Source organism: Phocaeicola coprophilus DSM 18228 = JCM 13818 (genome assembly GCF_000157915.1).
Classification (GTDB): domain Bacteria; phylum Bacteroidota; class Bacteroidia; order Bacteroidales; family Bacteroidaceae; genus Phocaeicola; species Phocaeicola coprophilus.
Genome location: NZ_EQ973632.1, coordinates 123,992 through 138,911, shown reverse-complemented (window position 1 = coordinate 138,911; position 14,920 = coordinate 123,992). Strand labels below are relative to the sequence as shown.

General features: G+C 47.7%; 8 protein-coding genes and 1 pseudogene. 4 read left to right on the top strand and 5 right to left on the bottom strand.

The window, feature by feature from the left end; translation table 11 throughout:
* Positions 1 to 98: 98 nt before the first annotated feature.
* The 4 genes from BACCOPRO_RS02180 to BACCOPRO_RS02165 are packed head-to-tail and all read right to left on the bottom strand — an operon-like array spanning position 99 to position 4,435.
* The gene (locus tag BACCOPRO_RS02180; protein WP_008140487.1) at positions 99 to 1,550 is read right to left on the bottom strand and encodes an ATP-binding cassette domain-containing protein; all 1,452 of its coding nucleotides are present in this window, start codon (positions 1,548 to 1,550) and stop codon (positions 99 to 101) included.
* A 9-nt stretch (positions 1,551 to 1,559) separates the two neighbouring features.
* The gene (gene pulA, locus BACCOPRO_RS02175) at positions 1,560 to 3,554 is read right to left on the bottom strand and encodes a type I pullulanase (protein ID WP_008140485.1); all 1,995 of its coding nucleotides are present in this window, start codon (positions 3,552 to 3,554) and stop codon (positions 1,560 to 1,562) included.
* A 9-nt stretch (positions 3,555 to 3,563) separates the two neighbouring features.
* A complete protein-coding gene (gene ruvC, locus BACCOPRO_RS02170) occupies positions 3,564 to 4,133 on the bottom strand; it encodes a crossover junction endodeoxyribonuclease RuvC (protein WP_008140483.1) in 570 nt (189 codons plus the stop codon).
* Positions 4,130 to 4,435 carry a DUF4286 family protein gene (locus BACCOPRO_RS02165; RefSeq protein ID WP_008140481.1) on the bottom strand — a complete coding sequence of 102 codons (306 nt, stop codon included), beginning with the start codon at positions 4,433 to 4,435 and terminating at the stop codon, positions 4,130 to 4,132. The genes ruvC and BACCOPRO_RS02165 overlap by 4 nt, the downstream gene beginning before the upstream one ends.
* Positions 4,436 to 4,581: 146 nt before the next feature.
* Here BACCOPRO_RS02165 and BACCOPRO_RS02160 point away from each other — a divergent pair, with 146 nt between their 5' ends.
* Positions 4,582 to 6,243 carry an AMP-binding protein gene (locus tag BACCOPRO_RS02160; protein WP_008140479.1) on the top strand — a complete coding sequence of 554 codons (1,662 nt, stop codon included), beginning with the start codon at positions 4,582 to 4,584 and terminating at the stop codon, positions 6,241 to 6,243.
* A 76-nt stretch (positions 6,244 to 6,319) separates the two neighbouring features.
* Here the strand turns inward: BACCOPRO_RS02160 and BACCOPRO_RS02155 are convergent, their stop codons facing one another.
* Positions 6,320 to 7,867: a glycoside hydrolase family protein gene (locus BACCOPRO_RS02155; RefSeq protein ID WP_008140476.1), complete on the bottom strand. Its 1,548-nt coding sequence runs from the start codon at positions 7,865 to 7,867 to the stop codon at positions 6,320 to 6,322.
* A 177-nt stretch (positions 7,868 to 8,044) separates the two neighbouring features.
* Between BACCOPRO_RS02155 and BACCOPRO_RS02150 the strand changes: the two are divergent.
* From BACCOPRO_RS02150 to thiD, 3 genes and pseudogenes are all read left to right on the top strand, one after another.
* Positions 8,045 to 11,279, top strand: a pseudogene (locus tag BACCOPRO_RS02150) (UvrD-helicase domain-containing protein).
* 19 nt (positions 11,280 to 11,298) lie between these two features.
* Positions 11,299 to 14,172, top strand: coding sequence for a PD-(D/E)XK nuclease family protein (locus BACCOPRO_RS02145; RefSeq protein WP_040311063.1), 2,874 nt, complete (start codon positions 11,299 to 11,301; stop codon positions 14,170 to 14,172).
* A gap of 393 nt (positions 14,173 to 14,565) precedes the next feature.
* Positions 14,566 to 14,920: bifunctional hydroxymethylpyrimidine kinase/phosphomethylpyrimidine kinase (thiD, locus tag BACCOPRO_RS02135; protein ID WP_008140467.1), on the top strand; the 355-nt coding region annotated here is incomplete at its 3' end.

Here is a 14,920-nt window from a genome sequence, read left to right as displayed (position 1 = left end):
AAAGAGACATATCAGCCTTTGCACAGGTGCTGATATGCCTCCTTATTCTTACTTCACACCTCAATAATCAGGCAGGTACTCATGATTCCATAGCCACTTTACCGGTTACGGGTCAGATAAAGCTGATGGTCAATGACCGACGGCAATTCTTCCTGGTAATGGGTTACCATAATCAACGTCTTGACCTCACGCTCACAAAATGTTTCAATCACATCCTTGGCCAGGCGACGGTTCCGCATGTCAAGTCCGTGAAGAGGCTCATCAAGCACCAACAGCTCCGGATCCTTCACAAAAGCACGAGCCAACAGAACCAGACGCTGTTCTCCACTCGACAATTGCAGAAAACTACGGTCTTTCAAATCCGCTATACCAAATACATCCATCCACATCTCGCAAATTTCCCGGTCGCATTCACGAGGTTTCCGGTAAAGCCCTATTGAATCATATAATCCACTGGCCACAATATCAATAGCCGGCAGGTTCTTCGAATAAGCCCGGTGCATTTCAGGACTGACATAACCGATATGTTTTTTAATTTCCCAAATACTTTCACCGCTTCCCCGTTTACGGCCAAACAAGGATATGGCACAGGCATAACTTTGTGGATTATCAGCACACACCAGACTCAGCAACGTAGATTTCCCTGCACCGTTTTCACCGCTTAAAGCCCACTTCTCACCGCATTTCACCGTCCAGTCCAACTCTTTCAGAATGGTACGTTCTCCATATCGGATACTTACCTTATCCAGTTCCACCACCCGATCTGCATGATAAAGCCCTTCAGCGTAAGGAAGTTCCAGTATCTTCTTCCGCTTTTCTTCCGACAGTACATGGGCAGGAATCTTCTCTATCTGACTCAGATACTCCTGCAATGTTATCTTGTCTCCACAGACACGATCTGCCACCGGCACGACATGTGTAATAAAGGAAGGTATATCATCGGTTTTCGACAGAACCAGAATCACCTGAAGAGAAGTACGTTCCGTCAGTTCTTTCAGCAACTGGTGCAGTTGTTCCCGTGTCTGAACATCCAGTCCGATAAAAGGATTGTCCATGATCAGTACCCGAGGATCACTCAATAAGGTTTTCGTCAACTGAAACTTCCGAAGCTCGCCGCTGGAAAGCAGAATGATATGCTTGTCCAGCATCGGTCCTATATGAAACAAATCATACAATGCCTGACGCAGAACTTCATTCTTCGCAGCAGGCAAAAGATCACGTACCAAAGGAGTATCATCCAGGTCATGTGCATTCCACCGCTGCTGGTAATAATAATTCCCGTCCGCATCGCCATAAGAATCACGAAAAGTGATACATTTGATATTATCAGATGCCAAAGGAGAGGAAGATGGGGAGAAATCATACTTTACTTCATTCATCAGCAATGGATAACGTCCCGTGAGCGTATCAATTAATAAACTTTTTCCTGCTCCGTTAGCTCCGACAACTGCTATATGTTCACCTGCAGCAAAACGCAGATTCAACGGTTCTTTCATCCGATACATGGGATGACGAGCAACTCCATTCTCAACAGATATCGTATATTGCATAACTTTCTTTTATTGATGCATAATCAGGGCTGAACGGGGAGCTACACTTATATCGCCTCCCGAAACCAGTCCCAATCCATTATTTAAATCTATTTTCCTGTCCCGGCACACAACCCGGTATTTTCCTTCCGGAACCGTTACCCGCACGGCTTCCAGACGTGCATTCAGAATAACTGTTATATTCGACCATGAATCTCCGCAGGGTTCTCCTTTCAGCCGAAAAGCAATGACATTGCTGACAGGCATCTTCAAAAACTCCATATACTGACGAACCAGCCCAGCCCGTCCCATACGGAAAGCCGGATGTGCCTTGCGCATAACTATCAGTTCCCTTACATAATCAAAGACATCACGATTCTGTGTTTTCTTCTGCCAGTCAATAGCATTTATCTCATCCGAAGCATTATAAGGATTACCGTTACCTCTTCTGTCGCGCATGATCTCGTCGCCGGCAAACAGAAAAGGTATTCCCTGAGAAGTCAGTACAGCTGTTTCTGTCAGTTTCAGCATGGCTTTCCATTCCTCAGAAGAAGCTTTTGGCATTGTCTCTTTCAAATAGTCTGTTATGCAAAGCCCATCATGACAACTGGCATAACTGATAAACTGAGTTGGTTCGCCAGCCCATACCGCCGGTCCCTGATAGGCCGAATCAGGAACTAACTGCGGATGTTCTACTCCACCTGCCAATCCGAACCGGATACCATCCTCATACCCGGAACGACCACAAACAAAGGTTCCTTTTCCCTCATAACCATGTCCACGCAAACTGTCCCGGAATTCATCACTGAATGCTGCAATGCCCGGCAGTTGACGCATGTTATTCTTCATGGCTGCCAATTCCAAAGAAATCTGGGGAGGCTCAGCTGCCCATCCTTCTCCTCCTATATATATAGTAGGATCAATGGCATCCAATGCTGAACGGACAGCCTTCATCGTTTCTATATCATGCAAGCCCATCAAATCAAAACGAAAACCGTCTACATGATACTCCCGCACCCAGTAACAGACCGACTCGACAATGAACCGGCGCATCATGGCCCGTTCACTGGCTGTCTCGTTTCCACATCCCGAACCATTAGCAGGTTTACCCTCCTGGTTCAAGCGATAAAAATATCCGGGTACCGTACGGTCAAAAATACTCCCTTCAATCGTTGAGGTATGATTATAAACCACATCCATAATAACCCGAATTCCTGCCTGATGAAGAGCCATCACCATTTCCTTGAATTCGCGGATTCGCGTTTCGGGAGTATAAGGATCTGTCGAATAAGACCCTTCAGGTACATTATAGTTTTTCGGATCATATCCCCAATTATACTGAGGAACATCCAATCTGGTTTCATCAACAGAAGAAAAGTCAAAGGAAGGCATCAACTGCACATGCGTAACTCCCAATTCCTGCAAATGGTCTATTCCGGTTTTCTCGCCCTGAAAAGTATGTGTACCCCCTTCTGTCAGCGCCAGGAACTTGCCACGATTCTGTATACCGGAAACAGTATCAACCGAAAAATCACGATGGTGCATTTCATAAACCACCATATCTGCAAAGCTTTTCAGAGACGGCCTTTTATCCTGCAACCATCCTTCAGGATCAGTTGAACGCATATCAACTACCGCAGCGCGATCTCCGTTCACCCCGACAGCCTTCGCCATTAATCCTGGAGTATCGCCCTGCCAGTCCTCCCCCACACGAACATTAAACGCATAGAATTTACCTTTCAGATCTCCTTCGACCGTTACCGACCACATGCCTTTTTCACCGGCTTCCATTGAGACCATACGATAAGCAGATCCACCCTTCCCGGCTTCATACAGCAGAACTTTTACTTCAGTAGCTGTAGGAGCCCATAAAGAAAACCGGGTTGCTTCCGGTGAATAATTCATTTCTTCCCATTCACCTTCGTATACCGGATAATCATCAAACGACGTGTATGTCTTCTCATGCGCGGAATTACATCCCATTGCAGCAAGCATTGACAACACGATCAAATGCTTTACTTTCATAGTCTTCCTTTATTTCTTAACCTTATCTGGATTTTTGGCTATATAATCTTTCCAACTGGAATAAGCTTTCGGCAGTTCGGGACGTCCCATCTGCAAATAATGACAATAAGCAGCGGCAAGAGCATCAGTCGCATCCATAAAAGGCCCCATTTCAGAGGCCGGGATGTGCAACATACGCTTCAGCATATCTGCAACCTGCTCCTTGCTGGCTTGCCCGTTACCGGTAATTGCCATTTTGATCTTCAAAGGTGCATATTCGGTAACGGGAATATCCCGACACAAAGCTGCTACGATGGCTACTCCCTGCGCACGCCCCAATTTTAACATGGACTGTACATTTTTCCCGAAAAACGGGGCCTCAATAGCTAGTTCATCCGGTAAAAACGATGTGATGACCCCCTGTACACGTTCGTAAATATGTTTCAGTTTCAAATAAGGATCACTACACTTGCGCAGATCAATTACGCCTAAAGTCATAACTTGCGGACGTGTACCCGTAACCTTCAGGACCCCATATCCCATAATATTGGTTCCCGGGTCAATCCCCAAAATAATCTTCTCCTTTACCGGCTGTATCACTTGATTACCTCCATCAATGTTGGAAAGCCTATCACTTTATCTTTAAATATCTTCAGCATTTCTTCATTCAGTCTGGCGCCCTGACGAGTATGCCAGCGATGCAATGCCGCACTGTCTTCTACTTCCCACTGTAAAGAAAAGCACTCACTGTCATCTTCTTTATGGCTCAGAATATGTAAGATCCGTGGATTTTTCAACTCTCCGGACTGTTCGATTTCCGGTATATAACACTCATTCAGCCAGATGACAAAATTACGTGCATCAGCTGTCGTAACATGATAAGTTGTATTGTATATCAACATATATTACCTTATTTAATAACATTGCAAAGCTACTTAAAATTCAACAATTGACAACTGATAATATTCAATTCTTCTATCCAATTCCGCTTCTGTATCTGTTTTTTTATTAATTTTGCGCACATTAACACGAATTGTGTGCAAAACCAATGGAAATACAAGACAGTTTTATACAACTTATTGAGCAAAGTATCCGGAAGAACTGGGATCGAAGCGCTCTGACAGACTACAAGGGAGCTACCTTACAATATAAAGACGTAGCACGGAAAATAGAAAAAATGCATATCCTGTTCCAACATGCAGGAATCCAACCAGGGGATAAAATAGCACTTTGCGGCCGCAACAGCGCCAACTGGGGAGCCACCTTCCTGGGTGTCATCACCTACGGAGCCGTTGCCGTTCCTATTCTCCACGAATTCAAGGCAGACAATGTCCATAACATCGTAAACCATTCTGAAGCACGAATGCTCTTTGTCGGTGACCAGGTGTGGGAAAACTTCAACGAAGCAGCCATGCCTCATCTGGAAGGTATCATCGAACTGAAGAATTTTGATCTGGTTGTATCCCGGTCCAAACAATTATCCTATGCACGAGAACACCTGAACGAAGAATTCGGAAAAAAATATCCCTGCAGATTCCGTGCAGAACAAGTATCTTACCGGCGTGAATCACCGGAAGAGCTGGCAGTCATTAATTATACTTCAGGTACAACAGGCTATTCCAAGGGAGTAATGCTCCCCTATCGCAGCATCCTTTCCAACGTGGTTCACATTGATAATAAGGTAGGGCTGAAAGCCGGCGACCGCATTGTTTCCATGCTCCCGCTGGGACATATATTCGGACTGGTGTTCGACTTCCTTTACGGCATTACCGCCGGAGCACATTTATGGTTCCTCACCCGTATGCCTTCTCCTAAAATCATTGCAGAATCGTTTACGGAAATACGTCCCCGCATCATCGCATGCGTTCCTCTGATTGTAGAAAAAATCTTCAAGAAGAACATATTGCCGAAGGTAGACAACAAATTAGGAAAGTTATTACTCAACCTTCCCATCATCAGCGATAAGATCAAAGAAAACATCCGTCAGCAGGCCATGGAAGTGTTCGGAGGAAACTTCATTGAAATCGTCGTAGGCGGAGCTCCATTCAATGCAGAAGTAGAGGCATTCCTCCGTAAAATCAATTTCCCCTACACCATAGCATATGGTATGACAGAATGTGCTCCTCTTATCTGCCACAGCAGATGGGACGAAATCCAATATACATCCTGTGGAAAAACCGTAGCCAACATGGAAACACGTGTTTTGTCAGACGATCCGACACGTATTCCCGGCGAACTGGTATGCCGGGGTATGAACACCATGCTGGGATACTATAAGAATGAAAAGGCGACAGAAGAAACCATCGACAAAGAAGGATGGCTGCACACCGGTGATATGGCGATCAAAGACGAACAAGGCAATATCTATATCAAGGGACGTTGCAAGAATATGCTGCTGACAGCTTCAGGACAGAACATTTATCCGGAAGAAATTGAAGCGCGGTTAAACAACATGCCGTTTGTCAATGAATCACTGGTAATCTTGCAAAACAACAAACTGATTGCATTGGTATATCCGGACAATGAAGAAGCCTTCCAGCAGAACATGAATGCACACCAGCTGGAAGAAGCGATTGAAAACAACCGCATAGAACTGAACAGTCAGCTGCCGGCCTATGCACAAATTACCCGTATCAAGCTCTATCCGGAAGAGTTCGAGAAGACAGCGAAGAAAAGTATCAAGCGATATCTGTATCAGGATATCCGATAAATAGCAGAACGGTAAAGGAAAAAGCCCTTTCAGATGTTTGCTACTGCAACGTAATCTGAAAGGGCTTTTTCTTTACTTATTTCACAAAATGATATTCCGATTCATAATCCTTGTCGTCTACAACCACAACAAACTCATAACGGCACCGGTCATTCAAGACCCATTTGACATCTACAGTGAAATTATATACTTCAAAAGGACGAAGAGGAGGAAGCTTGTCTTTAAACAACACTTTGTATTTTCCATTCTCCTTATATTTCAAATATATATTCATTCTGCGGGAAGATACATCGCCCAGATTCTCAACGGTCATCTTAATACGCTTCTTATTGAGAAAATTCGCAAAGATCGGTTTACGTACAGACATCAGCGGATTATCCTTTAACTGAGGCAAACGCATATAACCGGCCACCTTTGTCCCGTCCTGCTTCTTTCCTGCCAGTTTCACGGCAAACTCACCATGCGGGAAATCGTAGAAATCAGCATAAAAGGTCAACAGCAGATCTTTGCCCTGAGGCTTGCTTTCCACCACAATACCTCCGCCTCCACGGTTCACTTCCAAGGGTGAGCCGGCACGCAAGGTAGGCAAATCCAAATCCGTCAACGGATTAAAGCGGTCATTTCCCTTTACCAGGATCTCCAGTTTCTGAACGGCATCCGTGATCGGCTTTTTGTTTATCAGCCTTACATCCAGATCCGGCTCCAGAGAGAAACTGACATTTCTTGAATGCATCTTTCCATCTTTCCGTACCTGGGTTACTTCCAGATTCAGTTGAATCGCTTTTCCTTCTTCATTCTGCAGGACACTGGGACAGCCGTATACAACTTTTTCCAGGCCCAGACTGTCTGCACCCATCTTCATTACCTGCGAATAATCCAGCTTCGATTCAATCACCCAGTGCAAACCATCAAGCGAACGCATGTAGTAACATTGAGAATTCTCATGGTTTCCCAGCAACAAATGATACTGGACATTGTCCCGCCATACGACCCAGTCATCATAATCTGTTGCCACCAGCGGAAACACACCTTCGTCTGTCACTCCATTATAAGTAGAGACTCCAGACTGGCTTACCCAGACTCCTCCTTCCTGACTGACCATCAAAAATGAATTATCCTTCCGTCTGGCAAGGCTCCAGTGAGAAGTAGTCTTCACAGCCGGACGGTTCCGGCTATCAAAACCAAAGGTATGAAATGTCCAAAGTCCTTCCAGTGACTTGGCACTGTAATAGCCACCCTGAACAGAAATCATATAACTGTTATCTGCCAGCTTGAATACTTCCGGATGACACCCGGCACCAATGGAGCGCAACATTTTATAAGGGCCCTGAGGTTTTTCTGAAATAGCCTGATAGATCATTGAATCCGGCATCAATTTATCTTGACGGGCTGAATCGGCTACCCAGCCGCTGACAAACAAATGATAACGCCCGTCTTCTCCCTGAATGATATCTCCACCACCAAAAGACAGCACACTGTCCGATATACATTCCGTTTTTGAGTCCTGCTGCATCCTGTCTACCAAAGATACATGCACAAAATTAGACTTATTCTCTTGGGCAAGACTTTCCCCCGGAAGGAATATTCCCACTAAAAGCCCGAGAATCAATAGTAATTTAGTCATTTCTTATTTTTAGTTATTATGCCTATTCATAAAAATCCGTTAAAGATAGCAAGAAGTGCAGAATTGAAACACAGATTTCAACGGATTAACGCATTTTTAATTTTAATTATTAAAACCGATAATCCAACCTTTATCCGTATATTTGTCCTCATCAAGTGTATTACAAAGCATACCATTATGGAACAGCATCCACAACTTTTAGTTTACAAAGCTTCGGCAGGTTCGGGAAAAACATTTACACTGGCCGTACAATACATCAAACTTCTGATCGAAGATACTTCAGCCTATCGGAAGATTCTGGCGGTTACCTTTACCAACAAGGCAACCACGGAAATGAAAAAACGTATCCTGTATCAGTTATACGGCATTGCAACCGCTTCCCCTGAATCGGAAGGCTATTTGAAGGAAATCCTGAAAACCTCCGGTAAATCCGTAGACGAAATCCGGCAGGCGGCCCGGACGGCCTTGAAAAACATCATCCATGATTACAGCCGTTTCCGCATTGAAACCATCGACTCGTTCTTTCAGTCGGTCATGCGCAACCTGTCACGGGAACTGGAACTGGGTGCAAACCTGAACATTGAGCTGAACAATACCGAAGTGCTCAGCGATGCTGTCGACTCCATGATTGAGAAACTGGACCGCCGTTCTCCGGTGCTTTACTGGCTGCTGGAGTATATCGAAGAACGGATTGCCGATGACAAACGGTGGAACGTATCAGGCGAAATCAAGAATTTCGGAAAAAACATTCTCAATGAGAGCTACATAGAGAAAGGCAACGGACTGAGAAACAAGCTTTCCCAGCCGCAGTTCATTCCCGAATACCGGAAGAAGCTGCAACTGATCCGCCAGGAAGCCCTGGAACAGATGAAAGGGTTCACCGAACATTTTCTGGAACTGCTTGAAGCCAACGGACTGACTCCGGCCGACCTGAAACGGGGCTCCAACGGCATTGCCAGCTATTTCAACAAGATCGCACGGGGGGAACTGGACGACAAGGTACGCAACAAAACCGTTGAAGACTGCCTGGAGGATGCGGCCGGATGGACTACCAAAACCCTCCGCTTACCGGGACACGATCCGCTCGCTGGCAGAAAATGAACTGATTCCCCTGCTCACAGAAGCAGAGAAACTACGCCCGGCCAACAACATGCTGGTCAATTCATGCGACCTCTCGCTGCGCTATCTGAACAACCTGCGACTGCTCGCTCACATTGACGAAGAAGTGCGTATCCAGAACCAGAGCCACAACCGTTTCCTGCTTTCCGATACCAATGCCCTTCTTCACAGCCTCATCCGTGAAGGAGATGCCTCCTTTGTCTATGAAAAAATCGGCACAACCATCGACACGGTTATGATCGACGAATTTCAGGACACCTCGCGCATGCAATGGGAAAACTTCCATTTGCTGTTACAGGAAAGCCTCGCACAAAAAGAAGGAAGTCTGATCGTCGGTGATATCAAACAGAGCATTTACCGGTGGCGAAACGGAGACTGGAAGATTCTGGCCGGACTGGGAAATGATCCGAGTTTCCGGATCAGGGAATGCAGTCTGGGAACCAACTGGCGCAGTGAGGCCAACATCATCCGCTTCAACAACGGACTGTTCACGGCAGCCTGTCAGGTTCTGAACGACCGCTACGAAGCTGAACAGGGCGATCCGTGTACCCAGCTGCTTGATGCTTACAGTGACGTATGCCAGCAGACAGCCCGGAAAGACGAAAAAGGTTACATCAAACTGACATTCCTGCCCGACAACAAGGAAGAGCCTTATGCCGAAACCATGCTGCAACAACTGGCAGAAGAAACCGATGCCCTGATCCGGAAGGGTATACAGACCAAGGACATTGCCATCCTGGTCCGCAAGAACAAAACGATTCCCGCCATTGCCGATTACTTCGACAAGCATACCCCCTACCGCATTGTTTCTGACGAAGCGTTCCGGCTGGATGCCTCACTGGCCATCTGCATGATCATCGGCGGGCTGCGTTTTCTGGCCATGCCCGATGATCTGATTGCCCAGGCGCGCCTGGCCGTAGCCTACCAGAACGAGATCCTGCATCAGGACATCAGCCTGAACACCATTCTTATCAATAAGGTTTCCGATTATCTCCCCGCGGGCTTCATGCTGCAATTGGAGGAACTGAAGCTGATGCCGCTCTATGAACTGATGGAAAAGCTCTTCATCCTTTTCAGCATGGAGCGGATCGAACATCAGGATGCCTACCTGTGTGCCTTCTATGATGCCGTAACGGAATACCAGCAGAAACATTCTTCTGAACTGACAGCTTTCCTGACTTACTGGGACGAAAAGCTGCACGAAAAGACCATTCCTTCGGGAGAAATCGAAGGAATCCGCATCCTGTCCATCCATAAGTCGAAAGGACTGGAATACCATACGGTACTGATCCCTTTCTGCGACTGGAAAATGGAAAACGAAACAAACAGTCACCTGATCTGGTGTTCCGTGGCAGGAACCGGAAAAGAAACAGACATCGCTCCGTTCAACGAGCTGGACATTGTTCCGGTAAACTATTCCTCAGCGATGGCCAATTCCATCTACCGGTCCAGCTATCTCGAAGAGCGGCTTCAGCTGTGGGTGGACAATCTGAACCTGCTGTATGTTGCCTTTACCCGTGCCTGCAAGAATCTGATCATCTGGGGAAAACAGAATCAGAAAGGAACTGTTTCCGAACTGTTGCAGGAGGCTCTGTTGCAGATGAAAGATCCCCCGATGCAGCACGAGGAAACAGACTCAGAAGAGGACAAGTCTTCCGCTCCTGACCTCTACGAATACGGCACACTCTGTCTCTCGGAACCGTCGGCGGAACAGGCTTCCGGCAACCGTCTGTCCGAACAGGCTGAAGGAATCCCCGTCCGGCTGGAATCTACGGAAACGGCCATCGAATTTCAGCAGTCCAACCGTTCGGCCGATTTCATCCGGGGAGAAGAAGAGGAAGAAGACAGTACCCAGTATATCCGGCAGGGAAGACTGCTGCACCAGGTTTTTGCTTCCATCCGCCAGGAATCCGACCTGCCCGAAGCCATCAGCCGGCTCCGGTTCGACGGTATTCTGGAATCGGCAGAACAGGAAAAACAGATCACCCGCCTGGCACAATGGGCCATGAACCATCCGAAAGTCAAGGACTGGTACAACGGAACCTGGGAACTCTTCAACGAATGCGCCATCCTTTTTACTGACGAAAACGGGCATACCCAGACACGGCGTCCGGACCGGGTCATGATGAAAAACGGACAAGTCATCATCGTCGACTTCAAGTTCGGGAAAAAGAACGAAGCCTACAACCGTCAGGTACGCGAATACATGAATCTTCTTTCAGCCATGGGATATACACACGTGGAGGGCTTCCTGTGGTATGTCTTCAAGAATGAACTGGAAGAAATCGTCTAACCTCACAGAACAACAAGATATGGATACCTTTCTGAAACAAGTAGCACACGATCTCTATACGAAAACCAACGGGGACTTTGCCCATCTGGCCGTGGTCTTCCCGAACAAGCGTGCCAGTCTTTTCTTCAATGAATACCTGGCACAGGAAGCCGACCGTCCCATCTGGTCGCCCGCCTATGTCAGCATCAGCGAACTCTTCCGCCAGTCTTCCAGCCTGCAAGTGGGAGATCCCATCAAGCTCGTATGCGACCTTTACCGGGTGTTCCGCGAAGCAACCGGAAGCAAGGAAACGCTGGACGACTTTTATTTCTGGGGTGAGATGCTGATCAGCGATTTCGATGATGCCGACAAGAACCTGGCCGATACGGACGCTTTGTTCAGCAACCTCAGGGATCTGAACGCCCTGGCAGATGACTACGATTTTCTGGAAGAAGGCCAGAAAGAAGCCATCAGCCAGTTTTTCCATAACTTCTCCATCCATCAGGTGACGGAACTCAAACAACGCTTCATCTCGCTCTGGAATGTACTGAGAGAAGTATATACCCGATACAGACAAGTGCTGAGAGAACAGGGAATCGCATACGAAGGCATGCTCTACCGCGAAGTCATCGACCGGCTTGATGTCAGAACTCTTCCTTATCAGCGCTATGTGTTTGTGGGATTCAACGTGCTCAACAAAGTGGAACAGGAGCTGTTTCACCGCCTGAATGAAGCCGGGAAAGCCCTGTTCTACTGGGATTATGACAACTTCTACCTGGAGAAAACTCCCCATGAAGCCGGAGAATTCATCCGCCGGAACCTCCGCAATTTCCCCTCTGAACTCCCGGCTTCGGCTTTTAGCAACCTAAACCGTCCGAAAGAGATCACCTACATCGAGTCGCCAACCGAGAACGGACAGGCGCGTTACCTGCCGCAATGGATACGTACCAACCTGACAGAAGACGAGAAAGAAACGGCGGTTGTACTCTGCAACGAGTCCATGCTCCAGCCTGTTCTTCATTCCCTTCCGGAGAATGTCAGCCACCTCAACATCACGATGGGATTCCCGCTCTCGCAGACTCCTGCATACAGTTTTGTCAATGCCCTGATGGAACTTCATACCGCCGGCTACAATCCCAATAACGGCCGCTACCGCTTCGACGAAGTAATCAGCGTGCTGCGTCATCCGTACACCCGCCAGTTGTCGCCCGAGGCCGGAAAACTGGAAAAGGCACTGACTCAGGACAACCGCTTCTATCCGCTTCCGTCCGAACTGGAAAAAGACGAAGCCCTGGAACTGCTGTTCCAGCCCCGCGAAGGCAACCTGTCCCTGTGTATCATGCTTGCCGAAGCACTGAAGCGCATGGCAGCATGCTATCAGCAACAGGCCGCCTCGGCAGATGCAGCCTTCGACCAGCTTTACCGGGAAGCTCTGTTCAATGCCTTCACCCTGATCAACCGTTTCCACACGCTGACGGAAAGCGGAGAACTGCAAGTGCAGCCCGCCACCTTCAAGCGTCTGCTCACCCGTGTGATGTCGGCCGCCAGCATTCCGTTCCACGGCGAACCGGCCATCGGCATGCAGGTCATGGGAGTACTGGAAACCCGTAATCTGGATTTCCGCCATCTCATCATGCTGTCAGTCAATGAAGGGCAGCTTCCGAAAAGCGGCGGAGAGGCCTCTTTCATTCCCTATAATCTGCGTAAGGCATTCGGCATGACAACCATTGACCACAAGATCGCCGTTTATGCCTACTATTTCTACCGGCTGCTGCAACGTGCCGAGAAAGTCACACTGGTCTACAACACCTCCACCGACGGAATCAACCGGGGAGAAATGTCACGCTTCATGCTCCAGTTCCTGATCGAATGGGAATATCCCGTACGCCGCATGGTGCTGGAGGCTGCCCAGTCTCCACAGACAACAGCTCCGATAACCATCGAAAAAACACCCGACGTCATGCGGCGCATGCAAAGCGTCTTCGATGTGCGGGTCAACCCGAAGGCTTTTCTCTCCCCTTCCGCCCTGAACTGCTACCTGGACTGTCCGCTGAAGTTCTACTACAAGTATGTAGCCCAGCTCAGTGCCCCGGACGAAGTCAGTGCGGAAGTCGACGCATCCCATTTCGGAAGTATTTTCCACGATGCAGCCGAACATATCTACAAAGACCTGACCGCCCACGGAAAAGTAATTAATAAGGAAGCCATCGAAACCTTGCTGAAAGACGAAGTCCGCCTGCAGGAGTATGTAGACAACGGATTCAAGAAACTTTTTTTCAACATACCGAAAGAGGAACGGGCCGAATACAACGGCATCCAGCTGATCAATTCGGCAGTCATCACGCGCTATCTGAAGCAACTGCTGGAAAACGACCTGCGCTATGCTCCCTTCACCTTTTCAGGAAGCGAACACTTCGTGAGTGAGGATATTGACATCCGCACGCCGCGGGGCATCCTGAAATCACGTATCGGAGGAATCATCGACCGGCTTGACACCAAAGACGGCACCCTGCGCATTGTGGACTACAAGACAGGAGGCGATGCCGATACGCCCGCCAATGTGGAAAGCCTCTTCCTGCCCGACAAGAAACGGTCGGCCTACGTATTCCAGACCTTTCTCTATGCCTCCATCGTCTGCCGGAAGTTACGTGAGAAAGGCAGTGACCTGCGCGTAGCGCCTTCCCTGCTCTACATTCACCGGGCAGCTTCACAGGATTATTCCCCTGTCATCCGTATGGGAGAGCCCCGAAAGGAAAAAGAAGCCGTAGAAGATTTCAGTCAATACGAAAATTTGTTCCGGGAAAACCTGAACCAGTTACTGGAAGTTATATTCAATCCGGAAATAGCTTTCAATCAGACAGATAACGAAGACAAATGCAGCTTCTGCGACTTCAGGGGGCTGTGCAAAAGATAGATTTAATTGCAAAGATATATTAAATAATAAGGTTTTTCAAAACCCTGCAAGAACAATTTATGAAGCTGCAGCGTTATGTCAATGTTTTTCATAGTAATAGATTTATGTTTTCATCTTCGCGCTTGTGAAAATACGAAGATGAAAGGGACAAAGGAGTTTGTCTCTTCCCCGACAATCCGAGAGGCCGCTTATTTCCCCAGCGGCCTCTCTTTTTTTCCCGTTTCCATCCCTTTCAAAAACGTTTCGACGTTTCAGGAAAAAGAATTCGGGCTTTTGGTGTAAACGCCGAAACGTTTTTTTAAAAGCCCGGGGGCTTTCCGGATTACCATAAGACACGAAAGGTTTCCCGGAAAAAAACTATCTTTGCAAGGCATATCAAAACACCATGAAACAATGAAAAAGACATATCCATGCGTCCTGACCATTGCCGGTTCCGACTGTAGCGGAGGAGCAGGCATACAGGCTGACATCAAAACCATTTCCGCACTGGGAGCCTATGCAGCCAGTGCCATTACCGCCATCACCGTACAGAACACGCTCGGCGTGACAGGCATTCATCCTGTTCCGCCTGAGTTTGTTAGAGGACAGATTGAAGCCGTCATGACCGACATCCGTCCGCAGGCCGTAAAAATCGGTATGATCAATGACGTGAAAATCGTAGAAGTCATAGCCGAAGCCTTGCAGAAATTCCGTCCGCGTTTCGTCGTATTCGATCCGGTGATGGTTTCCACCAGCGGCTGCAAGCTGA